General features: G+C 70.2%; 18 protein-coding genes and 2 pseudogenes. 8 read left to right on the top strand and 12 right to left on the bottom strand.

Translation table 11 applies throughout. The features are described 5' to 3' along the window. Nucleotides 1–86 precede the first annotated feature (86 nt). The 3 genes and pseudogenes from IF43_RS0120635 to IF43_RS43895 all read right to left on the bottom strand — a co-directional run. Nucleotides 87–710 (bottom strand): hypothetical protein, encoded by a 624-nt coding sequence (locus tag IF43_RS0120635; protein WP_030202599.1) that lies wholly within the window; start codon nucleotides 708–710, stop codon nucleotides 87–89. Nucleotides 711–1,003: 293 nt separating this feature from the next. Then, a complete protein-coding gene (locus tag IF43_RS43890) occupies nucleotides 1,004–1,381 on the bottom strand; it encodes a hypothetical protein (protein ID WP_369405189.1) in 378 nt (125 codons plus the stop codon). A gap of 23 nt (nucleotides 1,382–1,404) precedes the next feature. Further along, a pseudogene (locus IF43_RS43895) lies at nucleotides 1,405–1,794 on the bottom strand (DNA polymerase III subunit beta); the annotation flags it as partial. A 59-nt stretch (nucleotides 1,795–1,853) separates the two neighbouring features. On the opposite strand from IF43_RS43895, the gene IF43_RS42845 reads away from it, so the two are divergent. Then, nucleotides 1,854–2,099, top strand: a complete 246-nt coding sequence (locus IF43_RS42845; RefSeq protein WP_030202602.1) for a hypothetical protein — start codon at nucleotides 1,854–1,856, stop codon at nucleotides 2,097–2,099. A gap of 8 nt (nucleotides 2,100–2,107) precedes the next feature. Here the strand turns inward: IF43_RS42845 and IF43_RS42850 are convergent, their stop codons facing one another. The 5 genes from IF43_RS42850 to IF43_RS0120675 form a co-directional block, all read right to left on the bottom strand. Beyond that, on the bottom strand, nucleotides 2,108–2,566 hold the full coding sequence (locus IF43_RS42850; protein WP_234332383.1) for a hypothetical protein: 459 nt from the start codon (nucleotides 2,564–2,566) through the stop codon (nucleotides 2,108–2,110). Between the two features lie 384 nt (nucleotides 2,567–2,950). Further along, entirely contained in the window at nucleotides 2,951–3,883 is a 933-nt protein-coding gene (locus IF43_RS0120660; RefSeq protein WP_030202608.1) for a hypothetical protein, read from the bottom strand. A gap of 86 nt (nucleotides 3,884–3,969) precedes the next feature. Further along, on the bottom strand, nucleotides 3,970–4,866 hold the full coding sequence (locus IF43_RS0120665; protein ID WP_158939416.1) for a hypothetical protein: 897 nt from the start codon (nucleotides 4,864–4,866) through the stop codon (nucleotides 3,970–3,972). Nucleotides 4,867–4,868: 2 nt separating this feature from the next. Then, a complete protein-coding gene (locus IF43_RS38180) occupies nucleotides 4,869–5,345 on the bottom strand; it encodes a hypothetical protein (protein ID WP_051795705.1) in 477 nt (158 codons plus the stop codon). Continuing rightward, nucleotides 5,342–5,881 (bottom strand): hypothetical protein, encoded by a 540-nt coding sequence (locus tag IF43_RS0120675; RefSeq protein ID WP_051795706.1) that lies wholly within the window; start codon nucleotides 5,879–5,881, stop codon nucleotides 5,342–5,344. Before IF43_RS0120675 ends, IF43_RS38180 begins: the two co-directional genes overlap by 4 nt. A gap of 889 nt (nucleotides 5,882–6,770) precedes the next feature. Here IF43_RS0120675 and IF43_RS38185 point away from each other — a divergent pair. Together IF43_RS38185 and IF43_RS0120690 are read left to right on the top strand one after the other, a co-directional pair. After that, nucleotides 6,771–7,298: a transposase family protein gene (locus tag IF43_RS38185; RefSeq protein ID WP_158939418.1), complete on the top strand. Its 528-nt coding sequence runs from the start codon at nucleotides 6,771–6,773 to the stop codon at nucleotides 7,296–7,298. A 111-nt stretch (nucleotides 7,299–7,409) separates the two neighbouring features. Further along, complete coding sequence (locus tag IF43_RS0120690) at nucleotides 7,410–8,168, top strand: hypothetical protein (RefSeq protein WP_158939420.1); 759 nt, start codon at nucleotides 7,410–7,412, stop codon at nucleotides 8,166–8,168. A 739-nt stretch (nucleotides 8,169–8,907) separates the two neighbouring features. Here the strand turns inward: IF43_RS0120690 and IF43_RS0120695 are convergent. Next, nucleotides 8,908–10,005 (bottom strand): glutamate--cysteine ligase, encoded by a 1,098-nt coding sequence (locus tag IF43_RS0120695; protein WP_234332384.1) that lies wholly within the window; start codon nucleotides 10,003–10,005, stop codon nucleotides 8,908–8,910. A 151-nt stretch (nucleotides 10,006–10,156) separates the two neighbouring features. Between IF43_RS0120695 and IF43_RS0120700 the strand changes: the two genes are divergently transcribed. Beyond that, entirely contained in the window at nucleotides 10,157–11,545 is a 1,389-nt protein-coding gene (locus tag IF43_RS0120700; RefSeq protein WP_037889327.1) for an NAD(P)/FAD-dependent oxidoreductase, read from the top strand. Nucleotides 11,546–11,830: 285 nt separating this feature from the next. Further along, nucleotides 11,831–12,205, top strand: a pseudogene (locus IF43_RS41715) (transposase); the annotation flags it as partial. 52 nt (nucleotides 12,206–12,257) lie between these two features. On the opposite strand, the gene IF43_RS0120710 reads toward IF43_RS41715, so the two are convergent. Then, nucleotides 12,258–13,061 carry an aminoglycoside 3'-phosphotransferase gene (locus IF43_RS0120710; RefSeq protein WP_030202653.1) on the bottom strand — a complete coding sequence of 268 codons (804 nt, stop codon included), beginning with the start codon at nucleotides 13,059–13,061 and terminating at the stop codon, nucleotides 12,258–12,260. A 343-nt stretch (nucleotides 13,062–13,404) separates the two neighbouring features. Here IF43_RS0120710 and IF43_RS40900 point away from each other — a divergent pair, with 343 nt between their 5' ends. Beyond that, nucleotides 13,405–15,135 carry a hypothetical protein gene (locus tag IF43_RS40900; protein WP_158939422.1) on the top strand — a complete coding sequence of 577 codons (1,731 nt, stop codon included), beginning with the start codon at nucleotides 13,405–13,407 and terminating at the stop codon, nucleotides 15,133–15,135. Between the two features lie 378 nt (nucleotides 15,136–15,513). On the opposite strand, the gene IF43_RS0120720 is transcribed toward IF43_RS40900, so the two are convergent. After that, nucleotides 15,514–16,212: an RICIN domain-containing protein gene (locus IF43_RS0120720; protein ID WP_158939424.1), complete on the bottom strand. Its 699-nt coding sequence runs from the start codon at nucleotides 16,210–16,212 to the stop codon at nucleotides 15,514–15,516. A gap of 382 nt (nucleotides 16,213–16,594) precedes the next feature. On the opposite strand from IF43_RS0120720, the gene IF43_RS0120725 reads away from it, so the two are divergent. Both IF43_RS0120725 and IF43_RS39665 read left to right on the top strand, forming a co-directional pair. Next, the gene (locus IF43_RS0120725; protein ID WP_158939426.1) at nucleotides 16,595–19,369 is read left to right on the top strand and encodes a hypothetical protein; all 2,775 of its coding nucleotides are present in this window, start codon (nucleotides 16,595–16,597) and stop codon (nucleotides 19,367–19,369) included. Between the two features lie 150 nt (nucleotides 19,370–19,519). Then, complete coding sequence (locus IF43_RS39665; protein WP_078910319.1) at nucleotides 19,520–22,021, top strand: CHAP domain-containing protein; 2,502 nt, start codon at nucleotides 19,520–19,522, stop codon at nucleotides 22,019–22,021. 220 nt (nucleotides 22,022–22,241) lie between these two features. Here the strand turns inward: IF43_RS39665 and IF43_RS0120735 are convergent, their stop codons facing one another. After that, complete coding sequence (locus tag IF43_RS0120735) at nucleotides 22,242–23,714, bottom strand: hypothetical protein (protein ID WP_158939428.1); 1,473 nt, start codon at nucleotides 23,712–23,714, stop codon at nucleotides 22,242–22,244. Nucleotides 23,715–24,104: the final 390 nt, after the last annotated feature.

Here is a 24,104-nt window from a genome sequence, read left to right on the forward strand (position 1 = left end):
AGAGGGCTGCCCCGATGGCGGCGGACGCGCCAGGAGCGGTGTGTTGACGACTCATGCTCGAAGCATAGCATTTTTATATTCATAATTTATGGAAACGGTCTGGCTCCGGCTCTACGGGCTGCGCTCGGGGGTCGAGGGCAGCATCGAGGAGTTCGAGCCTCCGGCTGCTGGGCGCACAGGCGGGCGTAGAGGTCGGGGAAGTTGCGGCCGGTGCCGTCGCCGTCGGGGTCGTTGACATGGCGTCGGCCAGCGCGTACGGGTCCGTCGGGCTGGAGCTCGCTGTTCGCGGCTCGGGCCTGGGCGTGGCGCCAGGAGTGGGCCAGGTGCAGCACGGCCTTCTGGTAAGTCGGGGGGTGGGCGGTGTCGGCGGCGTCACTGGCGGCGGCGAGCGCTTGGACGAGGGCGACGGCTTCGGGGACCGTCAGGTCGTCGAGGACGGCGAGCTCGTCGCCGCGGAACGGGTCGATGCGGAGCCGACCGTACTCGTCCTTGATGCGGTCGTGGTCTCGCTGGATCACCTGCCATCGCACGGCTGCGGTGTGGGGATCCGGTGCCGGTCGGCTGGGCGCGGGGCGGAGCACGTAGAGGACCTCGGCGAAGAAACGGGGCGCTGCGCAGACCGGGCAGGAACCGACGACGAGGCCTCCGCCCCAGCACAGGTACAGCCACAGCGAGTGGATCCACTGCTGGGCGGCGTCGACCAGCGTCATCCTCCCGTCGCCCGCAGCTCGTGCGCGTGGCAGAGGACGGGCCCGATGAAGATGCTGATCTTGTTCACCGTCCACCGGCCTCCGGTGAGCGGGCCGGGCGGGACCTCGTCGACGATCCTGCCGGTCTTGCCCTCGCCCTGGGGTCGTCCTCACAGGGGAGGATCTCTACCTCGGCGCCGGCGTTGAACATCTGGTTCTCCTTGCGTGATTGGTGTGTTGGGGGTGATCGCGGGGTGGCGGTCGCCACGTGGGCGGGGCGGCCGGCCGGGATGGCGCGGCCGCCCCGGGGCGGGTCAGCCGGACTGGCGGATCGGCATGATCAGGTAGCGCAGCGCGGTGGGGACCGGATCGGCGGGGACGAGGAGCGCCGGCTTGACGGGGTTGACGATCTGCAGGCGGATCCGGTCCGTCTTGAGCGCCGTGACGCCGTCGAGGAGGCAGCCGGGGTTGAAGGCGATGGTGACGGGGGCGCCGGTGAGCAGGTCGGTGGTGGCGGTGACCTGGTCGCGGCGGAGGCGTCGTCGGCGGTGCCGGCGCTGAGGGCCAGGGCGCCGTCGGTGAGGTGGAGCTTGACGGGGTGGCCGGGTTCGGCGACAAGGGCCATGCGTTTGACGGCGTCGGCGAGGTCGGCGGTGTCGAGGTCGGCGGTGGCGGTGAAGCCGGTGGGCCACAGCTTCTTGGGGTCGGGGAGCTGGCCGTCCATGGCGCGCAGGGTGAGGGTGAGGGTGGGCGTGCGGCCGGCCGGGCCGAGGACGCCGTGAGAGGCGGGGAGGGTGAGGTGGACCTGGTCGTCGGTGGCGAGGATCTTGGCGGCTTCGGCGAGGGACTCGGCCGGGAGAGTGGTCTGGGTGGTGGCGCCGTTGGCCGCGGCGGGGGTCCAGGAGATGGGTCGCAGCGCGAAGCGGTAGCGGTCGGTGGCGGCGAAGGTGATCGTGTCGTCTGTGATCTCGGCCTGGATGCCGGTCAGGCTCGGGAGGGCGTCGTCGCGGCCGGCGGCGGTGGCGACCTGGTGGATGGCCTCGGCGAGCTCGGGCCCGGCCACGGTGCCGCTGGTGGCTTTGTCCACGAGACCGGGTTCTGGCACAGATCTTGGGGAGTCGTCGCGGAGGGTGACGGTGTCGTTCGATTGAGGGAGCGTGGCGCTTGATCTTCCTGATGCGGTTGACGGCGTCCTCGATGCTGCCGGAGCTCCAGTCGAGAGTGAGCCCAGCTGTCACGGCGTCAAGGTCCCAGCAGAAGGTGGAGTGCGAAGCCGGTGAGACCGGGGAGTTGGCTGGCGTCGACTTCGTCAATCCAGGTGGGGAGTGTGGAGCCGAGGCGGTCGGTGAGTATCTCGCCGAAGTCGCGGACGTGTCCGGCGGCCTTGTCCAGTTCTGGGCAGCGGGCTAGGACCTGCTTCAGGCCGGCTCGGCTTCCTCGGTCAGGGTCGTGGGGTGACCGGTAAGCCAGCCGGTCACCAGGCGCACCGTCGGAGGCCGGGATCGCGTGCCGGCGGGAGTCCCGCGGAGGGTGGCGATGTGGGCGCGGACCATCTGGTAGGTGACGGACGCGTTGTCGGCGAGGAGTTCATTGTGGAGGTGGGTGACGCTGGTGCATCCCTCGGCGAAGCGTCGCTCCAGGTACGGCTTGTAGGGGTCCAGTCTGCTGGGCCGGGGCCGGTTCTCGCGGAAGGTGTCCTGCCAGCGTGCGGCGTTCGCGTACCGGAGCACGGTGATGAGGCCCCAGCCCAGGTGCCGGGCAATCGCCCGGGCGTAGGCGGTGGCTACCGCCGCCGCCCTGCGCCCACGTGGCGGCCTCTCGCTGTAGTTGGTGTCGGTGAGGACGCCGGCGGTGAGGGCTCCAGAACATGCAGGCATATGACAATCCACGCTTGCGTCCAGCTTGTCGTCCGGGCTCCCCACAGACTTACTCATGCCCGGTAGCGTCACCTGCCTCGCCCATGCCAATTTGGACCGGCGGCAGGCGTTGCGGGTCCCTCTGGCCAGCTTGTCTAGGAAATTCGTCTGAGGCGTAGTTCGGTGAGTAACCGAAGTAGTCCGGGATCGATCTGTTAGACAGGAATCAGGGGCCGAAGGAATACCAGGTTTCAGCGCCGCGGCTGCTGAAGTGGATGGCGAAGCACTACTTGTCGCCGCTGCTGGTGCACAGGTCGGCCTCGTAGGACGTCGCAGCGGACGCCGGGATCGCGCCCACGAGAGCGAGAATGGTGGCTGCCGTAGTGGTCGCGAGCATCTTCCTGATCATCTTGGCGCTCCCTTCAGGTATCCGGCGACTGCCTTGGTGGTGGCCTGCTCCTTGTGCGATCGGTCCTCCTGGAGTGCTGCGGCGTTCCTTGTGATCTCCTGCTGCTGGAGGGCGGTCTCGGCCTGGTGCCAGACCTGGATCAGGTGGACGCGGGTCTTGCATGCCACGTCGGCGGTGGCCAGGTTCAGCTCTTCAGGCGACGGGGTGGGTGCGGTGATGGAGGTCATGACGAGGGCCGGCGCCTTGAAGGGGTCCGCGAGCTTGTATCCCTTGGTCTTCATGCAGGACGACCAGGCCGCCATGGCCTTGACGACCTTCTTGTCGGAGCGCGAGGCGGCGAAGGCGCGCCCCTGCGCAGCGAGGGCTCGAGGAGTATCGGGCATCGGATAGACGGCTTGCGTTTCCCTGCGGCAGCCGCCCTTGGGGACTTTCCTCCCTCTGTACGTGCCGGCTGTCAGCTCCGGTCCCTTGCCGGAGAAGACTGCTTCCTCGGCTCCCGGGGCGGGAGTCCAGTCCGGCGGGTCGGGCGCGATAGGGGGCAGGTGGTAGCCGTACGTCTTGGCCGCGTCCAGGTCGGAGATGCCGTAGCGGCGGCCCATGCCTGCGTCGATGTTCGCTGCGACCGTGTTGGGGGAGACGGCAGGTGGATTGAACGTGGTGAAGCCGAAGCGACGCATGCACGTACGCCACTGGTTCTGGATCGCCACCTGCCACACGTACCGGTCCTTGGGCGTGTAGGTGTAGGCGTCGAGCGGCAGTGACAGCCCTTTGGCAAGCCCCCGGACGGGGGTTTCGGGAAGCGACGCCAGCGGAACGACTGCGCGACCGGTGGGGGTGCTGCTGGCGGATTCGGCGGCTCCGGTCGAGCCGCAACCCACGATGGTGAGGAGCAGCGCGGAGATTGCGATGAGTTTTGTCGGCCTACGCATGTCGGCTCTACTCCTGGTCCTCGTCGTGGGGCGGCCCCCGAACCCCCTGCCGGGAGGCGGGGGCCGCCCCTGTATCGACGGCTCGATCAGCGGCTGGCGAGAATGGTTCGGGACTCGGCCACGGCCTGCAGTGTTGCGTTGCGGTCGGACTCCAGGCGCTGCTTGTGCTGTGCGATCGCAGGCTGCTGCTGGGCGGCCTCCGCGTCGAACCAGACCTTGGCCACGTTGTACGTGTCCCGGCAGTCGATGTCCGCCAGGGCGGTGGCGATCTCGCGGCGGGTGACGGTGTCGGGGTCGTTGAAGCGCGGGTCGTCATTGGCGTCCATGGGCTGCTTGTAGCTGTATCCCTTGCCCTTCATGCACGCCGACCACTTGGCGAATACCGCCTTCACCGGCAGTGAGGCGGTGGCTTTGCGGAAGGCGTTGTTGCCGAGCGTCTCGGCGTACGAGCCCAGGAGTCGCGCGGTGGGCACTTTGGCCTCGGCCAGTGAGGCGCAGCGGCGCTTCACGCCCTCGTCGGAGCCGGAGCGATCGACCGCGCCGGCCTCCATGGCCTTGTTGTAGGCCTCCTGCTCAGCCGCGGCCGGGTGGTATCCGCGCCGGGCGGCCAGCTTCTTGTCGTGGATGCCGTAGCGCCGGTCCGTGAGCGTCTTGCCGCCCAGGGGCGGGAGGGCCGGCGGTGGAGTCCACTGCGGATAGCCCGCTTCGGCCAGGCACTTGTCGATGGCTTTGGCCCGGGCTCGCGTGATGACCTGTGCTTGCGAGCTGGTGGGCATGTAGGCCTCGACGGGCAGTGCCCAGGTCGCTGGATCCCGCGGGTCCTTCTTCACCACCTGACCTGCCTGCGGCTCTGCGCCAGCCGTGCCGCCGGCAGTGGGCGTGGCGTGTTGGCCGTCCATGGTGGAAAGGCCCACTGCGACCGCCGCCACGGTGGCGGCCGCTGCCACCGGTAAGGCAGCCTTTTTCATTTTCTGTTTCAACATCCTTAGCTCCACTTGAAGGACGCGTTGTCGTTGTAGACGTTCACGAACCGGTCGATGTGCTGGTACGGCGCCATCACATCCTTGGGGCCCTTGTAGCCGCTGCTGTAGTAGACGGTGGCCCCGTACGATTCGTGGTCGTTCTGGCCGGAGGCGGCGTTGTTCTTCACGTTCTTGACGCTTCCGTCCAGGTAGGTGCTGCCCAGCGGTATGGAGCAGAAGCGCATGGGGTGAGCGTGGCCGTCGCCCGGCCAGAGGGCGTCGAAGTCGTAGAAGGAGTACCCGACGTTCCGCCATGTTCCGTTCTGGCCGGAGTTGAACCAGAGATGGAACTTGAAAGCGGACTCCCACGGTTTGTAGCAGGAGTCCATCTGGTACAGGTTCCACGAATCGAACTGGTCCGCCTCGGCGGCCGGAGCTCCGACCAGGACGCCAAGCGCGGCCAGAGCCCCAGCGAGCGCGCCTGCGGCCGACTTCCTCATCGGCTCGCACTGGGCGAGCCAGCGAGCTGCCACGTGATCGGGCCCAGCCCGTCACCGACGATGTCGTAGACGGCAGTGGCGTCACCAGACCACTGCTTGCCCGGATCGAGGACCGCCCACGGCGACTGGCAGCCGATCGGGAGGCGCGGGTCTTCGGGAGCGTTCGAGTTGAGGACGTCGGTGAAGCCGCACATCGGGCTCTTCACCCCCGTGTCCTCGCCGCCGGGCTCGCGGCTCGCCAGACGCGTGATGCCCTGGAACGAGCTGAACCGCTTGCTCGTCACGTCGGACTGACCGTCGTTGATCAGTTTCCAGTGGAAGAGGATCTTTCCGCGGCCCTTGCCGCCCGACAGCGTCTCGAGGCAGACCGGGATGGACACGACCGTGTCGGGACGGATGCCGGGCAAGAGGATGGGCTTGGCGTTGCTCGTGGTCGTGCAGGTCTCCGCCCCGGACGCCGGCGAGAGTGCAGTGATCCCAGATATGGCCAGCACGGCGGCAGCGAGGGCGGACCCTCGGGCGAGTAAGCGATTCATGTCGATACCCCGTTCCTGAAGAGCACTTTCACGGGAGCACCTAGCCGAATTTCGGAAGATGCCGCCAGCGGTAGCGCATTCGATGGTGTCGGCACCCAGGCGGGATGTGGATCCGACTCTGACCGACAGCCCGCAGCCGACTCAAGCATTTCCGAGCGTGTCAACAACTGATGTCTGAGATCAATCCAAGACTCCGAACGCCTCCGGATGGAGAGCGGGCGTTTCCCCGACCTGCGGAAACGTGGGAGCCTCCGCTCGCACCCATCGGCGGAATCTGAAATTCCCGGACATGTGAATGGCTGATGTTGACTACTGGCAGTCCGCGGGGTAATTGTCCCCATTTATTTCACTATCTTCCGAGGCGGCAGGAGCGGTAGATGCAAGCCGATGGGCTTGCCGCTGTGCTGCTCGTTTCGGTAACACGCAGCCGTACGACTGCAGCGTCGCGGTGTGCGGGGCGCCGACTGCTGGCGAGCGGTAGGAAGGGCCGACGACACACTGGGCTTGCCGCGCCGACGTGCTTGACCAACCAATCTGCCCTGACGCACCTTCATGGCGTGTTGGACGGGCATAGATTGAGAACAAGGGAGACGATCACCAGGGGAAGCCATGGCGGGGGGATCTGCGGGCGCTGTTCAGTACCAGCGACCGGCAGGTGGAGGCCGGCGAGGCGTTCACGAGCCGGCAGGGCCAGTGGCAGATCGTCCAGGCCGCCGTCAGCGAGCACTTGGCCCTGATGCGGATCTCGAATTTGGCTCTGACCGGAGTTCCGTGATTTCCCAGGTCAAGGGTCGCGTGCGGGAACGTTTCGGCATGGCATGCCTGGCTGGTGGGGGTCTGCTCGCTGGATGATGTGCCGTTCCCGGAGGTCGATGTTCGTTTGGAGGCCGTGGAGTTCACGGCGGAGGCCCTGGTCGTGGTGGCGGCCGCACGTGGTCCGCCGCCCCGATGCCCGGGATGCTGTGCCCGGGCCCAGAGGGTCCATTCCTCCTACGAACGAAGGCTGGCCGAGCGGCCCCTGGCCGGGACGAAGCTGCTGGTCAGGCTGAGGGTGCGGCGGTTCTTCTGCGACCGGTCCAGGTGTCGGCGGCGGACGTTCGTCGAGCAGGTCAGCGGGCTTAGCGAGAGATCTCGTCGCTCCAGCCTCGGGCTGAAGACCTGGCTCCGCGAGGTCGCGGTCGAGCTCGGCGGCCGGGCCGGCGAACGGCTCTGCCGCCGGATGCACCTCGCGGCCCTCCGCGCCGGCAACGCCAGCGTCACCCACGGACCGCCTGTCCCCGCCCGGAATCGGTCGATCACCCGCACCTCCCCCGGCACCGCCAACGGCCTCGCGCCCGGCGCGGTCAGCCCGACGCAGCGAGGCCCCCACCTCCCCGGCCGCCGGCTCGGCCAGCGCATTGCCATGCCCGGCACCTGATGGCTGAGCAGCCCCAAGATCAAGGGGAGTAATCATCTAGGATTCGATCTTCCGGACCGTACCGGCCCGAGACGGACACGGGGGGCGTCATTGCGGGGGTGGCACGAGCGGATGCGCAGGCGGGTGGTGCTCGCGGTAGGCATCGCTACCGTGGTCGTCGGCGGGGCGTTCGCCGGCTGGCGCGTGCATGAGGCTCGATCGCCAGAAGGCGTCCTGAGAACGGCCGCGGAGCGGGCCTTGAAGGCGGGGTCGGCCGAGATCGCGGTGCAGGTGGGACAGAGGTGGGGAGAACCGCTGGCCGGTCGCGCGAACTGGAGCGGCGCCCAGGAGTCCATGGTGATTCCGGCGATGTCCAGGTGGCGCGTCACCAACAGGGTCTACGGCCCGAAGCCCGGCACCGACCCCAACGACACCCTCCTGGTCTGGGCGGGAACCGACTCGCCGGACGCCTACGCGGTTCAGCACGAGCAGAACCAGCCGGTCAGGGTCATCATCCCGTTCTTCCTGAACGCGCTGCGAGCCGCGGGGGATGTGCGGCTGGCCCGTCAAGAGACGGTCCTCGGCCGCGCCGCCGGGCACTACACCACGGTCGTGCCCTTCCAATCGGTCAAGGACCTGAGCACCGACATCCCCTGGGCGGCGTACATGACCGAAGAGCTCACCTACGGCGAACAGGACGAGAACAAGCACGTGAGCGAGATCGGTATCGACGCCTGGGTGGACGGCGCCGGCCGCCTGCTGCGCGTACGCGAAGACCTGCGCACGCCTCGCGGAATGGCACGCTCCACCACGATCACGATCGATTTCCGCTCCTTCGGCGGAGTTCCGCCCATCACCCCGCCGAAAGACGCGCGACCCGTCGGCTGGTAACGGGCCGCGTTCGCCGCGAAACAGGGCGGGCAGGTAGCGGCGACGGACCAGGGCGGCCACCTGATTCCGGATGGACGTGGCGGAACTGCATGTCCCCGCCGAGGTAGACCAGGAGAGCGGCCTTCACGAGGTGGCAGACCGCCGAGGCGGTCACCCACGGCCGGAGAGGCGGCAACGCCCCCAGGGGCCTCCGTCAGCCGGTCCGCCGCGACGCCCCCGGGTCCCGCAACGCCGCGCGGACCGCTTCCCCGGTCCGTGGCACGCTCGCCGTCGGGTGGGCCCGTAAGGATCTCGGGCCGGCCCGCCGAGACGAACGTGCGGCCGCCCCTGCCCTGGATGACAGGCACCGCCCCCCTGCCACGCCGAGCATCAGGATCAGACCACTGCTGGAGGTCGGCTCCGGCATGTCGGGGGTCGGCGCGGCTTGAAGCATCATGTCTTCACCCGCCGAAGCCGCAGCGGCGCGGGCAGGGGATACGCACCGATGCGGGAGTCAGGGGTGAGGCCCTCCTGCTGCGGGCTGCGGCATGCCGCGACGGCTGGGGGGTCGCGGACCGGGCAGTGGCATGGAGGGGTCCGGTCGCCGGCCTCGCCCGGGAAGGCGAGGCGGCGACCGGCAGGAAGCACAGGTGTGTTGCCCTGTGAGGTGGGGGACGCGGCTGGCGGGTGGTTTGCCTGCGAGCGCGGCCGCTGTCTTGTGTCGGGTGCGGCGTGCCCGCCTGTCTTCCGCGCTGCGCTGTCAGGGCCGGGCTTGGTCCGCGGCGTCGACGGCTTGCATCAGCGCGTCCACGACGTCCGCGGGGCTGTCGCGGTGGCGGTGGGCTGCGCGCTGGCGTTCGGCGCCGTTGCCCAGGGTGCGCAGGCGGGCCCAGCCGGCGGTGACCGTGTCCAGGTCGCCGTGGTGCGCCAGGGCGGGGTGGAGATCGTCCAGCATCCGTTCGATGAGGGTGGTGGCCGGCTGGAGGCGCCGGGCGTGCAGGTCTACGGCGTCTCCGGTCAGGCCGTCGCGGGCGGCGCGCCAGCAGGCGGTCCGCAGGAGGCTCGACGGCGGGCGGAAGGCGGGCCTGCCCGCTTCGATGTCAGTGAGGGCGGTAGCGACGAGAGCCCTGGTGACTGCAGCGAGCAGCACGGTGTCGGCGGCGGTCGGTGTGGCGTCGAAGGCCCGGATCTCCAGGGTGGGCACGTGGTGGGAGGGGCGGATGTCCCAGTAGAGTCCGCCGCGATCCATGATGGTTCCGGTCCCCGTGAGGTCCTCGACGAGGGCGTCGAAGTGCGCCGTGGAATCGAAGTGCGGTGGGGGTCCGGCGGCGGGCCAGCGGGCCCAGGCCAGGGTGCGCCAGCTCGCGTATCCGGTGTCCCGGCCCTGCCAGTACGGTGAGTTGGCGGCGAGGGCGATCAGCTGCGGCAGTCGGCTGCGCAGGTGGTTGCTGACCTGCAGGGCCAGGTCCAGGTCCGGGATGCCGATGTGGAGGTGGCAGGCGCAGATGGTCTGCTCGTCGTCCAGGGCACCGAACATCGCCACGCTGCGGGCGTACCGGGGGCCTTCGGTCACCGCGATGGGATGAGGCTGCGGCAGGACGGGCGTGCCGCTGGAGACGACGCGCAGGCCGTGTCGGGCGGCGGCGCGTACGACGGCCCTGCGCATGGCGTGGATCTGATCGGCGAAGGCGGCCAGGCTGGTGTGGGGGTCGGTGCGCGCTTCGACCTGGTAGCAGGTGATCTCCGTGGTGACCCTCTCGCCCAGTTCGGCGGCGGCCTCGTTCACCACCTTGGGGGCCTCGGGTCTGAGCTGTCTGGTGAGCGGGTCGACCAGCAGGTACTCCTCCTCTGCTCCCACGGTCAGTGCCCGTCTGCGCCAGGTTGCGGTGCAGGCGCCGTGGCCGGTGGCCGAACCGGCTCCTTTCGGTACCTGGGGTGTCCGCCCTTTACTGGTCACGGTCATCATCCTGTCACCGACAGCGATGCCGAAACCTTCTCTCGGGAGTGACATGCGGGAGCGGACCCAGATTCTGATCGCCGGTGGCGGCCCCGGCGGGGCCACGGCCGCCACCTTGCTGGCGCAGCAGGGTTTGGAGGTGACGGTGCTGGAACGCGACCACTTCCCCCGCTACCACATCGGGGAATCGCTACTGCCGTCGCTACTGCCCGTCCTCGACTCGATGGGCGCGCGCGAGGCCGTCGAGCGGCACGGCTTCGTCCGCAAGACCGGCGCCTTCTACGGCTGGGGCGGCGAGGAGTGGTCCCTGGGCTTCGACGAGCCCCAACGGCCGGCCCCCTACAGCTTTCAGGTCGTGCGCGGGGAGTTCGACCACCTGTTGCTGGACCACGCCCGCAGCCAGGGCGCCGTGGTACGGGAGGAGACCAGTGTCCGCCGGGTCGAGCTGCCGGCCGGCCGGGCGACGGAAGCCACCTGGACGACCCAGGGCGGCCGTGAAGGCAGCACCGCCTTCCGGTACTTCGTCGACGCCTCCGGCCGGGCCGGTGTCCTGGGAGCCCGTCAGTTGGGTGCCCGCCGCTTCCACGACGCGTTCCGCAACGTCGCCGCCTGGGGCTACTGGCGTGGCGCAGCGCCTTTACCCGCTGCACCGCAGGGTGCGATCGGCGTCTTCTCGCTCCCCGAGGACGGCTGGCTGTGGGCCATCCCCCTCCACGACGGCACCCTCAGCGTCGGCCTGGTCACCAGCAAGCGGTCTTTCAACCGGGCGAGGGGACAGCACGGCTCCATCGACGCCGTCTACCACCAGGCGCTGGAGCAGTCCCCGCACCTGACCCGGATCCTTGCCCACGCCCGTCTGGTTACCCCGGTCAAGGTGGAGGGCGACTACTCCTACGTCAGCCGCACCTTCTGCGGCGAGGGCTACTTCCTCGTCGGCGATGCGGCCTGCTTCCTCGACCCGCTGCTGTCCACCGGCGTCCACCTGGCGATGTACAGCGGTCTGCTGAGCGCCGCCGCCATCGGGAGCACCCTGCGCGGCGAGGTCGAGGAGGACGCGGCCCGGCGTTTCTACCAGACCGCCTACCGGCAGGCCTACGAACGGCTCCTCATCCTCGTCACTGCCTTCTACCGCATCCACGACGGCCGCGACACCTACTTCCGCAAGGCCCAGACCCTCAGCCGCCGCGACCGCGCCGGCACGCGCCTGCACGAGTCGTTCCTCAACATCATCACCGGGATCGAGGACGTCCGCGACGCCCGCGAGGAAGCCGTGGATGTCCTCCACTCCCGGCTCCGCGGGCCCCTGCCCGGGCAGCCGGCCCATGGCCTGGGCGGCCACGCCACCGACCAGATGTTCTCGCTGCCCACCAGCCGCCACCACGCGCCCGGCGGCCTCTTCCTGGAGCTGGACCCCTACCCCCGCCTCGTCCCGGCACGCTGACCACCCGAAACCCTGCTCCCTGACACCCCGACCCAGCTCACGTACTCCATGGGGGGACATCGACGGACCCCCGGGTACGGTGGTGACCCAGCCCAACCAGGGCAAGCCCGCAGCCCTTCCAGAGGCGGCCCCGACCCGTCGGTGACCTGTGTGGGCCCCCGGGGGCCTGTCGTGAGCATGCACTGGTCGGCATCACCCTGGCGCGCCGGACGTGCAGCATCGGGGATAGGTGACCGAAGCGGTGACCGCCCGGAGAGGGTCAACCGGACGCGCCGGGTGACTCTGAGGACCTGGGTTCACAAAACCTCAAACGTTCGAAACGCCTTGCCCAAGTCGGCCCAGCCCAGCGCGAGGAAGGCCCTCGAGGAGATCTGCAACGCCGAGGACCGCGAGCTCGCGCTGAAGGCCGTCGCGGCGTTCGCCAAGCAGTACGGTCACGGACGACGTCGACGACCTGCTGGCGCTCTACGACTTCCCGCCGCCGAGCACTGGATACGTCTGCGGACCACGAACCCCATCGAGTCGACCTTCGCGACCGTTCGCCTGCGCACGAAGGTCACCAAGGGCGCGGGCAGCCGCGCTGCCGCACTCGCGATGGTGTTCAAACTCGTCGAGTCCGCCCAAGCCCGCTGGCGAGCCGTGAACGCACCCCACCTCGTCGAACGCCCCGAGGCGGTGGCCGCGTGAACCACGCCACTGCGGCTTGCACTGCTCAGTCCGACAGTTCCCACAGCAGCCGGTAGTACGTGATCCGTTCCAAGTCCGGCTCGACTCCGTAGGCTTCGAGCAGCGGCTCTTCCCATCCCGGACCGTAGTTCCACTGCGTACTCCATGTGGCAACGGCAAGGTCGGCCCAGCGGTCCGCCACACCCAGCGTGCCGAGATCGACATGTCCGGTCCACATGCCGTCATCACCGACCAGCGTGTTGGGAGCGCAGGCATCGCCATGACAGACGACGAGCCGGTCGATGGGCGGGGTGTCAGCGAGCACGCCGAGCGCGCGCTCGACAGTGCGGAAGTGCTGAAGCTCTTGAGGCCAGTCCGCCGGAGTGGTCCGGCCCGCCGCCGCTCGTGAGCGCGCCCTCTCCAGGCGCTTCTCGGCCGACCAGTCGAAGGGGCAGTCCGCGACGGGCAGCGTGTCATGGAGTGCCCGCAGCCCGGAGCCGACCGCACGCACCGCGGTGCCGGGGTCGCGCTTCCAGCGACCGTCCACCGCCATACGTCCGGGCAAGCCATGGGTGATGATCCAGGACCCCGTTTCGTCAGCGCCCTCACCGAGTACCCGCGGCACCACAGTGAACCTCGCCGCCCACCGCAGGCGCGCCACCTCAGCCGCAAGGTCGATACCGCTGCCGTGCGGCGTCCACTTCACAAATCGACGCGTATCACCCAAGCCGACTTGGAACGTCAACCCGCCGAGTCCGTTCTTCCATACGGCCCGTACCGGCTGTCCCGCCGCGAGCTCGGTGACGATACGTGGCGGCTCGACAGGCCCTTGGGGCGAGGGGGTAATCATCCGCTCATTCTCACCAGAGCGGCCGATAGCCAGCCAACCATTTCTGGACGCTTCGGTCAGCAGCCCATGTTGGTTGCCCGTTGGCGTTGGCGTTGGCGTTGGCGTTGGAAGAGTCCTTGGACGTGGTCGGGAGCCTCGCACCGGTCCGAGGTCGAACAAGACGCACAGGGCTGCGATGATCTGAGGGGCAGGACCCCCCGGCCGCGTCGGTCGGCCGGGGCCGATCCGCGACATGGGAGGATCACCCCGCAGTGCGCATCCCGTCCCGATCTGACCGGTGCAGACAGGCGTTCTTTGGGCAGGCCATCACGTGACCACGAAGACCACAGGTCGAACGGCCGTGATGGAAGCGTTGCTTGACGCGGCGACCAGACCAGTAGTGATCAACCTGACGGGTCCTGTCGGCAGCGGGAAGTCGGCGATCCTGGCCGAACTCGCCACCGCTGTGCCCGTGGTGGACGGCATCTGCGACGAGGACGACCTGGACCGGCTCGCGCTCCCGGCCGGAGGCCCGGTCGTCGTGGCCAGCCGTCGTCCGCTGCCGTCGTACCGTGCGTGGCGTCCGGGGGTCGAGGTGATCGGTGTCGAAGCCGGGCCGTGGCCGGATGAGGAGATCGGCCTCTTGGCCGAAGGGCTCGGGGTCACCCATCCGCACCTGCGTGACGGTGTGCTGCGGCTCGCGGGCGGCAACGTACTGCTCGCCTCGGCTCTCTGCCGAGCCCTGCACGCTGCCCCGGGCAGCGTGCCAGGCGCGCTCGACGCCGCAGCCGACGCCGCGGCGCGCGAGGTGTGCGAGCGGCTCGGCGACGAGGTGGCCGGGATCGAGCGGGCGCTGCTGCTGGTCGCTGCCGTGGGGCAGTGCGACGCAGAGCTGCTCACCCAACTCGGTGAGGACGGAACGGTGTTCGACCGCCTTCGCGCATGCAGCGTGGTCGTCCCGGACGCGCTCGGACTGGCCGTGGCGGAACCGTTTCGCACCGTCTTCGACCAGGCCCTGCGCTGGCGCACGCCCGTGGCCTACCGCTCGGCGCGGACGCTGGCCGCCGCGCACCACACGAGGCTGATACCCGCCGAGCACAGTTGCGCCGCACGAGGCGATCGGATGGCCGGATCTCTGTTCGCGTCGTTGGACGGGCCGGTGCGGCGGTTGTTCAGCCCGGTGACGAGGCCCGTGCACGTCCGTCCGGCCCGCGACGACGACGCGTCCGACGTCGGCCGGCTCGTCCGCGTGTGGGCGGAGCGCGGCGGCATGGACGTCCGGCGCTCCGAGCGGCTGCTCGGGTCGCTGGTGCACGCCGTGCCCGAAGGCGTGTACGTCGTGTGTGACCGGGAGGACCGACCGATCGGACTCAGCAGCACCGCGCCGCTCCACGACGCGACCGTGGCGGTCCTCGAACCGCTGCTCCAGCAGCACGCGGACGCCGCGTCCGGCGGCGGGCTCTTCATCGGACTCGCGGTGTACGAGGAGCGGCAGGAGGCGGCCCGCTCGGCGCTCTTCCGGCACCTGTTGTCCACCGCCGTCGGCCGGGGCCGGCTGGTCACCTCGACGCCCTCCCCCGAGTACCAGGCGCTCTACGAGCACGTCGGGGTCCGCGTACACGGGCAGCTCCGCCACGACGTGTACGGCGGGGGCTCCGCCTGCCGGGTGTACTCGCAGGACTTCGCCGGCGAAGGCGGGGTGCCGCCCTGGCTGGAGCGGCTCAGACTTCCGTCGCCGGCCCCGGTGCTGCCCGACGACGCGGCCTGGCTCAGCCGCCGCATCCGTGAGGCGCTGGACGCCCTGCACCGTCCGCAGCTGCTCGCCCGCAGCCCGCTGCTGCCCGTGGCCGGCGACCCGGCCGCACTGCGCGAACTCCTCGGATCCGGCGTGCAGCACCTGCTGAACAGCACGGTCGCGACGGAGGCGGAAGCCGGGCGCATCCTGTCGCAGTACTACGTGGAGCGGTGCGGCGGGCACGAGTTCATCGCGAACCGGCTGCACCTGAGCCGGGCCACGTACTTCCGCAGGCTCAACCAGGGCCTCGCCCTGCTCGCCACCGTGGTCCTCGCCAGGTGCAGGCCGGCGACAAGCTGACATCGGCAGGTGTCCGCCACCCCTCCTGCGGGCCGCGGACACCTGTCCGTCCCGTCAGACGGGCAGGACCCCCACCGCTGGTTTGCGAACCCCTTGCAAGCCCCAGATGCCCAGGTGCGCCAGCCCAGATCGTCCTGGCACGTGCAGAGCGGGATGGCAGCACGTACGAGGTGGAGGACCAGCTCGGCGGCTCGGACCGGGCCGGTGGCACATGCGGCAGCGGGACGCCAACCGTCACGAGCACATGCGAGGGCGCCGGCGCCGGGGGGCGGCGGGAGGAACGGGCAGACGCGGGCACCGCGGCTTTTCCGGCGGGCCGCTGACGCAGAGGCACGGCCCCCGGGGGGCCGGGGGCCGTGCTCACGGGCGTCCGGGGGTTCAGAGGCCGAGGGCCGAGCCGCGCCAGTTCTGGTACGGACGGGCGTCGGAGCAGTCCCAGATGACGAGGCGGGTACCCAAGAGGGTGCTGAGCACGTCCACGCACTTGCCGGAGTGGACGCTGCGCAGCTTGCCGCCGGCCAGCAGCTCGAACTGCTGGTTGGCGGCGCCGTGGCAGGAGTTCAGGCCGAGGCGCGAGCCGTTGTCCGTCTTGGCGTACTGGACGTCCAGGCAGTGGCCCATGGAGCGGATGGTCTTGTCGGGCTCCAGGACCCACATCTGGTTGGAGCCGCCGTGGCAGTTGTAGAGCTGGACGATGGCGCCGTCTTTGGTGCTGCCGTCCTTGACGTCCACACACTTGCCGTTGGGCACGGCGACGATCGGGCCGGAGCCCGCCGGCGGCGGCGGGAAGCAGTGGATCTTCACGAGGGACTGGTACGTGTCACCGCCCTGCCAGACGGGCTCCGTGGGTCCCTGGGTGATGTGGCAGAGAGAGGACGGGTACCCTTCCGCCGCGGCCTGCGCGTAGGCCGAGTTGACGGCTATCTCCTGGACGAGGTTGTACGGGCCCCAGCCGTCGCCGGTGAAGTACTTGTCCGTGGTGGGCACGGTGGCGAAGGTGGCGGCTGTGGCGCCGGAGGGCATCACGAACAAGGCCGCGATCACGGCCATGAGGGCCGCTGCGAATGTGCGGGCCAACTTCATTGTCGGTCCTTCCAAGTGACGGACTAGTGAGGTGTACCTGACAAATGCTGGCCGGAAGGGGTGCTCTCCGTCCGGATCCGGCGGGCATGACGCTACCGACCGGACGGGCCGCCGCAGTCTCACGACAGTCTCAACCCTCCTACCCTGCAAGCAATCTGAGTGGCGGCCGGACGCCTTGGGGTCGGCTGGGCGCGGGACGTCGCGGCTCGCCGCCCGCGCCGGACGCGGCCTGCGCCGTCGATCTCGACCGTCCGCAGGCCGCCGCCGCGCTGCGGCGGGACTGCTCGACGGCATCGGTTCCGTCGCCCGTACGGGTGGGCCAGTTCAGCCCTCCGGTTACACTCGCGCCGCTATCCGAAGGTGAAGGGAACGATCTGTGCAGAGTGCCGCTCCTCCGACGCCGGGCGCACGCCGGTTACTCGCCTGCGACACGGCCGAGGAACAGGCTGCTTATGGGAATGCCGTAGGGGCAGCGCTCGTCTCCCCGCAGGTGCGCCGGCGTTTCGATGCCCGGCCCGGGGTCACCGCGCCGGCAGTACGTGCCCAGATGGCGACGCCGGAGACGATCGGGCAGGCCCTGGGTTACGTGACGACGACCCTGGGCAACTATCGCCGTGCCGTCGAGGGGCTGTCCCGTACCCGCTCGGAGCGAGCGAGGCTGCGGTCGGTCGTGGGCGTCGACGCGCGGTCGGCGCTGGTCTACGTCCTTCTGCCCGTCTCCCTCGCTGCGCTCGTCCATGCGATGTCGTCGGGCTTGTCGTTCTGGGCCGAGCAGGCGGCGATCATCGGAGCACTCGGCGTGGAAGCCCTGCCGATCTTCTTCGCCGTCATCTCTCCGAGGTCCCGGCAGAACCTCAGGAATCAACTCGCACTCGTCTGGTACACGCTGTGCCTGGCCCTTGACCGCTTCGACGTACGCAGGGCGGCGAAGAGCTGGGAGCGGGATCTCCGGGAGAACGGAACCCCCCGGGCGGCCCTCGCGGTGATCGAGCAGCTGATGGGCAGGGATCCCCACTCCGTACTCCTGCCCGGGAGCTTCAAGGGGTTGCGGTCGCCGAGCGGCCCCGGATGGGTGGTGCCCGGCGAAGCGTCCCGCCAGCTGGAGCGCAAACTCGCCGCTCTCGAAGGCGGCACGATCGCCGTGTGCGGTCCCCGGGGTTCCGGGAAGTCGACGCTGCTGCAAGACGCCGCCGGCGCGAAGGACTTCCACGTCACCGTTCGCGTGCCGGCCGCCTACACCCCTTACGACCTGGTCTTTGCCACGTTCGTCGAGCTCTGCGAGCGGTTCATCGCCCGCGAAGGGTTCGAGGTGCCGCAGCTGACGCGGCTGTCCGGCTTCGTGCGGACCGGCCAGCGCCTACGGAAGGGCTTCCGGGCGTTCCGGCGCGCGATGTTCTTCGGCGTCTTCGCGGTCGGGCTCATCGTTCTCGGCACCGCCAAGACCGCAAGGGCCCTGTGGGCCCAGCACGGTGATGGTGTGCGGTCCTGGGCAGGCGAGGCAGGAGACTGGATCGCGCGGCACGCCGAGGAGGTCTGGCAGGGGCGCAGCGTCGGTGCCGGACTTGTCGTGACGGTGGCCGGTCTTCTGGTGTGGCGGATGGGGAAGTCCGAACGGTGGCGGGACAGGTTGCTTCACTGGCCGGTGTCCGTGGTCCGTGTGGCTGCGTGCTGTCTGATCGTGGGCCCGGCCGTGAGCCTTCCTTTCGACCCCGGCATCAGGCACCACTTCGCGGCTGCCGCAGACCTTCACGCCGACGGAGCTCTTGCCGTCCTGCTCCTGGTTCTCTCGATCGCCGTCTGCCTGGGTGCGTACGTATTCGGAGGGGAGGCAGGCGGCTTGGTGACCGAGCAGCTCTGGAAGCTCGTCAGTGTGCTCGCGCTCTGCTTCGCCGTCTCGGTCGTCCTGCGGAGCGCCGACGTACGGGGCATGCTGCTGGACTCCGAAAACCCGGCGCGGCTCGCCTACACCATCGCCGGCACCTTCCTGTTCAAGATCGGGTTCTGGCGGACCAGGAGGGCCGAGCCCGAGCTGGTGACCCGATGCCGTGACCACCTGTTCCAACTCCGGACCACACAGTCCACGTCCGCGGCCCTCAACATCAGCGCCTCGGGGCCCGCCGCTTTCGGCAGCGCACACACGTCGTCGCTCGCCAGCATCCCCGCGAAGTTCCCGCAGCTCGTGGAGGAACTGCGGGCCAGGCTCGGGGAGATCGCCCTGCACGTGCATGCGCGCGGTGGCCGGACCATCATCTGCATCGACGAACTCGACCGGCTCGGGTCGGACACAGCAGCCCTCGCCTTCCTGAGCGAGGTCAAGGCCATCCTGGGTGTGCCCCGTGTGCACTACCTCATTTCCGTCGCCGAGGACGTCGGCGCCGCCTTCGTCCGGCGGGGCCTGCCGGACCGTGATGCCACGGACAGCTCACTCGACGACATCCTGCACGTCCAGCCCGGCGACGTCACACAGTCCCTCGCCATCATGGTCAGACGTGCCGAGGACCTGCCGGAGCCGTACGTGCTGCTGGCGCACGCGCTGTCCGGGGGCATTCCACGCGATCTGATCCGGTACGGGCGCCGCATCCTGGAGATGCACGAGGACATCTCGTCGGCCCAACAGGCTTCCGCGGTGGAGCTCACCGAGATCTCCCGGCGCCTCATCGTGGAAGAGCTCCACGACACGCTCGCAGGGTTTCGCACCCTTCTCGCCAAGCAGGTGTGGACGCACGAGAACGCGGCCTGGCTGTCCAGCTACCGCACCGTGATGGACCACTTGCGTCACGCCCGCCCCGGCACCACCGCTGAACTCGTCGCAGCGCTGGAGTACCTGGCCGGTTCGGGCGCCGTACCCCCCAGCGGGTCCCCGGCCGATCCGCCGGAGGCCGCTCAGCAGCTGATCACCGAGGCATCCGCCTACACGTACTACGCACTGACCTTGCTGCAGATATTCCACCCGGGTGACTTCGAGGACCGGCGCAACCGCGCGAGCGCAACGCCGTCGGGAGGATTCCAGTTCCTTGCCGAGGCCAGACTCGAGCTGGCCGTGTCCCCGCACAGCGCACGGCCCCTGATCGACGCTGCGCGCGGGGCGTGGAGTCTGCGGGCTCTGAGCAGCAGGCTCCTGCCCGTGAGCATTCCGCCCGCCCGCACCTGAGGCGCTGCGGTGGGTGGCAGGCCTCGCCGCGGACCGGGGAACGCCCGCCGCACTGGCATCCGCGGGGTGCGGCCCGGCGGACAACAGGGCGGAACCGGTCCGCAGCCGGTACCGTGGGTTCCTTCGCGACCGGGGGCGGGGGTGGGCCGGATGCAGGGTGGAGTGCGCGCGGCGGTGCGGGTGGGCCGGGCGGCGGGGCGCGGGGTACTGGCCGTGGCACTGGTGTTCGCGGCGGGCGCGTCCGGCGGGGTCGGTGCTCGTGCCGCGGAGGCGGGAAGCGGGGACGCCCAGACCGCCTACAACGCCTTCGGCAACTACCCCCACCACGACGCCGTGCCCGTCGGCGACCCCGCTCTGGGCGACTACGAGAAGGACGGCAGCGTCTTCAGCCCCGCCGGGTACGGTTACCGCAACTGCACCGACTACGTGTGGTGGCGCGCCCTGCAGGAGTTCGGCAAGGACATCAGGGGCTGGCACGACGCCAAGGACTGGGACGCGGGCGCGCTCGCAGCCCGCTACGGGGTCGACTCGGCACCCGAAGTCGGCGACATCGCCCAGTGGGAGGCGACCTCCACCACCGGTCCCGGCCGGTTCGGGCACGTCGCGTTCGTGGAGAAGGTCCGGCCCGACGGCGGAGTCGAAGTCGCCGAGTACAACAAGGAGTCGGACGGCGAGTTCCAGCGCCGCACCGTCCTGCCCACGGGTACAGGGCGCCTCCGGATGCCCGAGCACTTCATCGACCTCAACGGCCCCAACAGCCGGGCGTTCAGGCTCAGGCTCTTCGCGGACGGAACCCCCGCCCCGCGCTCGGCGGACGAGCAGGCCGCGTTCGACCGGCGCAACGCGGCGGTGGCCACGGCCCGCGCGTACCAGAAGCTGTTCGAGGCGATCCCCGACGGCCGGTCCGTGCGCGGGGACAACGGAGCCTGGTACCTGCGCAGGGGCCGCACCCTCCAGTGGGTGGTGACGGGCGACGCCGCGGCCCGCGCCATCGGACTGGACCGCAAGCGGTTCGGCGCCGACCGGCACTACACCGAGGCGATGATCCACACCAAGGAGGAGGGCTACACCTACCCGTACACCCAACGCGACAAGGACCACGCCGCCGGCCGCCTCGGCAGCCGTGTCGGGACTCCTGTCGGCGCCTCCGAGATGGACCGCACCGCACGGCAGCTCGGCTTCGAACGGGCCGTGCTGCTGGTCGCCCAGGGGGCGAAGGGCTGGCGGTTCGTCAAGGCGGGCAAGCAGTACCCGGTCAACATGGACCTCGTCGCCATGGCCGTCACCGGCCGCACCGACGTCTTCGCCTACCCGACCGACTGGCGGGGCCCCACGAGCTGGCGGGCGTACACCTTCAAGGCGGCCACGCAGCGCGCCTCGTACTTCGCGGTCCCGTTCGCCGATGTCCCGCTGGCCCGGTACCTGCGCGTGTCCGACCTGCCCGGGTACGGCCGGCGTCTGGAGTACCTGTACGCCGCCCCCGCCGGGGCGCCCTGCACCACGCCGGGAACGCTCTGCGCCTGGGGCACGAGCTCGCCGCTGCGCAACGTGGTCGGGGCGCCGTACCAGGCCGGGACCGTACCGGGGCTCGATCACGTCACGGCCGTCTCCGGAAGCTCCCTGAGCAACGGGTACGCCCTCACCGCCGAGGGTGCGCTGTGGGCGTGGGGCTACAGCGTCAACGGGCAGCTGGGCAACGGCACCCACGCCCGCAACACGGTCGTGACGGTGCCGGTGAGGGTGAAGCTCGACCGGGTCACGGCGGTGGCCTCCGGTCAGGACGTCACGCTGGCGCTGCGCGCGGACGGGACCGTCTGGTCCTGGGGGTTCAACCACAACGGGGAGCTGGGACTCGGGCAGCCGCCCCGCGACGAGGTCGTGGACACCCCGACCCGCATCCCGGGCCTGGCCCGCATCGTGCAGATCGCCGTCGGCGGTATGAACGGCTACGCCCTCGACGCCGACGGCCGCGTCTGGGCGTGGGGCGACGCCCTGCGGGGACGCCTCGGCAACGGCAAGGACGGCACGGGCCGCACCGACGACGCGTACTCCCCGATCCGCATCGAGGCACTCACCCAGGTGCGTTCCATCGCGGCGAGCGCCATGAACGGATTCGCCCTGCGAACCGACGGCACGGTCTGGGCCTGGGGCGAGGGCGACAAGTACGGCGGCGCGCTGGGCAGCGGCACCGACCGCGAGGTCGCACTCACGCCCGCCAGGGTGAAGGGTCTGACCGGGGTGCGGAGCATCGCCTCTTCACTCGGCCTGGCCGGCTACGCGCTGCGCGGCGACGGGACCGTGTGGGCGTGGGGGTGGAACCAGACCGGCGAACTCGGCCGCGGCACGAGCGGTCAGGATGACGGTCCCGCGTTCCAGCACAGCAGCACGGCCGCGCCGGTGCGGAACCTCACCGCCGTGACCGCCATCGGTGCCGGGTACGGCAACGGGTACGCCGTACGGTCCGACGGCTCGGTGTGGGCATGGGGCGACAACGGTGGCGGCGAGCTGGGGCAGCGGTGGCACGACTTCTGGAACCCGGGCCCCCAGCCGGGCACCGTCACCCGGAGCGCCGTGCCGATGCGCGTGCCCGGCGTGACGAGCCGCCGCCCCGTGCTGGGCGGCGGCGGTTCGGGCTATGCCGTCGTCGGCTGACCGGCGCAGAGCTGCCGCCGGCCGACGCGCGGCGCCCCCTGTCACGTGTGCCCGCCCGCGGGGTTCACGATCAGGCCATGGCGGGCATCGCCACGGTCCGGTAGGGGACGGCGCGGGCCTGCGCACCGCGGACGACAAGCGTGCCGGCCCTGGTGCTCTGCCGCCTTCCCGACGGCCCTCCGGGCCCGCTGGCGCGTTGCACGTCGGCTCGCGGAGGGGGTCAGCCGCAGGTTTTGTCGAAGGTGTGTGGGGTGGCGTGGGTGCTGGTGGTCCAGGTGCCGTGGTTGGTCTGGGAGATCAGGCGGTGGAAGAGGTTCCAGGCACCGGTGGGGCCGAGGACGTCGACGCATGCCGCCTGGTTGACAGCACGGGTGTAGAAGGGCTTGCCGTTGCGCCAGGCGCGGAAGCCGTGGTTGGGGAACTCGTCGGCGCCGGCCTTGAACGTGATCTTGCTGCGGGAGGAGAAGGTGACCCAGAGGTCGGAGTCGATCGCCGGTGCGTGGCCGAGCCCCGGGAACCAGTCGACGAGGGGGTTGGGGGTGTGGAGGTCCAGGTGCACGCCCGTGGTGCCGTTGCGGGTGACCGTGGCCTTCTCGGTGGGCCGTTGGGCCTCGGTGCAGTGTTTGGCGGCTCCTGGCATGGGGTCGATGACGAAGTCGCGGTGTGAGGTGCCGAACAGTGCCGCGGGGTCGCGGGTGGTCTTGATGCCGGTGATGGTGGTGCCGTCCCAGGTGAACTCGGTCCAGACGCGGCCGCGGTAGCTGCCGTCGAAGCCGCGGTGGTTGTCGCCGCGGAAGGTGGAGGTCTGCCACAGGGGGCCGTTGACCACGCCGCAGGCATGCATGGAGTCCACGCTGTTGACGTGCGGGAGCATCTCGGGCACCGGGTGGACGGGGTCGACGACCCTGGGGTGCGGGATCCAGGCCCGGACCTCGACCCGGTAGCGCTCGGTGACGGTCACCACCACGTCGTCGTGCGCGGTCAGCGCCTGGTCGGTGGCGGCCAGCCGCAGCACGTAGCGGCCCGGCGCGGTGAAGGTGACAGCCGTGGTGGCGCGGTCGGGGTGGGCGAAGCGCACCGGCGCCGGACCGGAGAGGGTCGACCAGGCACTGGTCACCGGGAAGTACTCGGGCAGTCCGTCGTCCGTGACGGAGGCCCTGAGGGTGGTGCCGTCCTGCCCGTTCAGGGCAAGGTCGGCGCCGGCGCGCACCCGGGGGGCGCGGTTGGGGCAGCCGAGGTGCTCGGGGCGCAGCCCGAGATCCGGCCAGCCCTCGGGGCCCAGGCCGGACAGGGTCGGGCACGCGTCCAGGGCGTCCGGGATCCAGTCGTCGTCCCGGTCGGCGCCGATGGTGACCACGCCGCCCGTTGCCGGATACCAGCTGCCCTCGTCGTCACTGGAGGCGATGGAGACCGAGTAGACGCCGATGCCGGGCATGGTGACCTGGTAGGGGCCGGGGTCGGGATAGACGTAGGCGACGTCGGGGTCATCCACCTGCGGTAGTTGCCGGCGCACCCAGAACGAGTGCCGGATGAACTCGACCTTCGGCCTGCAGGTCGGGTCCTCTTCGGTCCAGGAGTAGGTGAAGGCGTTGCCGGAGGCGGAGATCGCCAGGCACTCCCCGGCGTTGCCCTGCCCCTGGTGGTACGACCAGGGCAGCGGATCGGGTGCCGCTGCCGCCGAGGTGGACAGCAAGGCTGCCGTGCAGAGCGCCGCCACAGCCGCCGCAAGGGTTCTCAAGCCCGAACGCACGATGACCATCCCCCCAGACGCAGGCGCCGGACAGGCTGACGCTCGCCAGGTGCGCAACGTCTGAGGGCCCGCCCCTCGAGGATGCCTCACCGCGGACCACCTCGTCCCGCAAACCGGCCGCCCAGACGAGTCGGTTGCCTTGGGAGGGGGCCCGGCAATCGGCCGCCCAGTCCACCACAGGACGCAGCCGTGCTGCACGTCGCGAGCTGCTGCGTGCCTGGCCAGCGCTCTTCCGAGGCGAGATGTGCGCGGAGGGTGGGGTCAGCCGGACGATCGTGATCAGCCCGCGATCGACGGTCCCCCGCCCCATGGCTGGGCCAGGGGCTCGGATGC

Origin of the sequence: Streptomyces sp. NRRL S-87, from assembly GCF_000719335.1 — a bacterium.
In the GTDB taxonomy this organism is placed as follows: domain Bacteria; phylum Actinomycetota; class Actinomycetes; order Streptomycetales; family Streptomycetaceae; genus Streptomyces.

Excerpts from the sequence above, each read along its gene's own strand:
- IF43_RS0120635 (WP_030202599.1), bottom strand. The coding sequence starts at position 710 with ATGACGCTGGTCGACGCCGCCCAGCAGTGGATCCACTCGCTGTGGCTG.
- IF43_RS0120660 (WP_030202608.1), bottom strand. The coding sequence starts at position 3,883 with ATGCGTAGGCCGACAAAACTCATCGCAATCTCCGCGCTGCTCCTCACC.
- IF43_RS0120675 (WP_051795706.1), bottom strand. The coding sequence starts at position 5,881 with ATGAATCGCTTACTCGCCCGAGGGTCCGCCCTCGCTGCCGCCGTGCTG.
- IF43_RS0120700 (WP_037889327.1), top strand. The coding sequence starts at position 10,157 with ATGCGGGAGCGGACCCAGATTCTGATCGCCGGTGGCGGCCCCGGCGGG.
- IF43_RS0120665 (WP_158939416.1), bottom strand. The coding sequence starts at position 4,866 with ATGTTGAAACAGAAAATGAAAAAGGCTGCCTTACCGGTGGCAGCGGCC.
- IF43_RS0120690 (WP_158939420.1), top strand. The coding sequence starts at position 7,410 with ATGCGCAGGCGGGTGGTGCTCGCGGTAGGCATCGCTACCGTGGTCGTC.
- IF43_RS40900 (WP_158939422.1), top strand. The coding sequence starts at position 13,405 with ATGGAAGCGTTGCTTGACGCGGCGACCAGACCAGTAGTGATCAACCTG.
- IF43_RS39665 (WP_078910319.1), top strand. The coding sequence starts at position 19,520 with ATGCAGGGTGGAGTGCGCGCGGCGGTGCGGGTGGGCCGGGCGGCGGGG.
- IF43_RS42850 (WP_234332383.1), bottom strand. The coding sequence starts at position 2,566 with ATGCCTGCATGTTCTGGAGCCCTCACCGCCGGCGTCCTCACCGACACC.
- IF43_RS38180 (WP_051795705.1), bottom strand. The coding sequence starts at position 5,345 with ATGAGGAAGTCGGCCGCAGGCGCGCTCGCTGGGGCTCTGGCCGCGCTT.
- IF43_RS0120710 (WP_030202653.1), bottom strand. The coding sequence starts at position 13,061 with ATGATTACCCCCTCGCCCCAAGGGCCTGTCGAGCCGCCACGTATCGTC.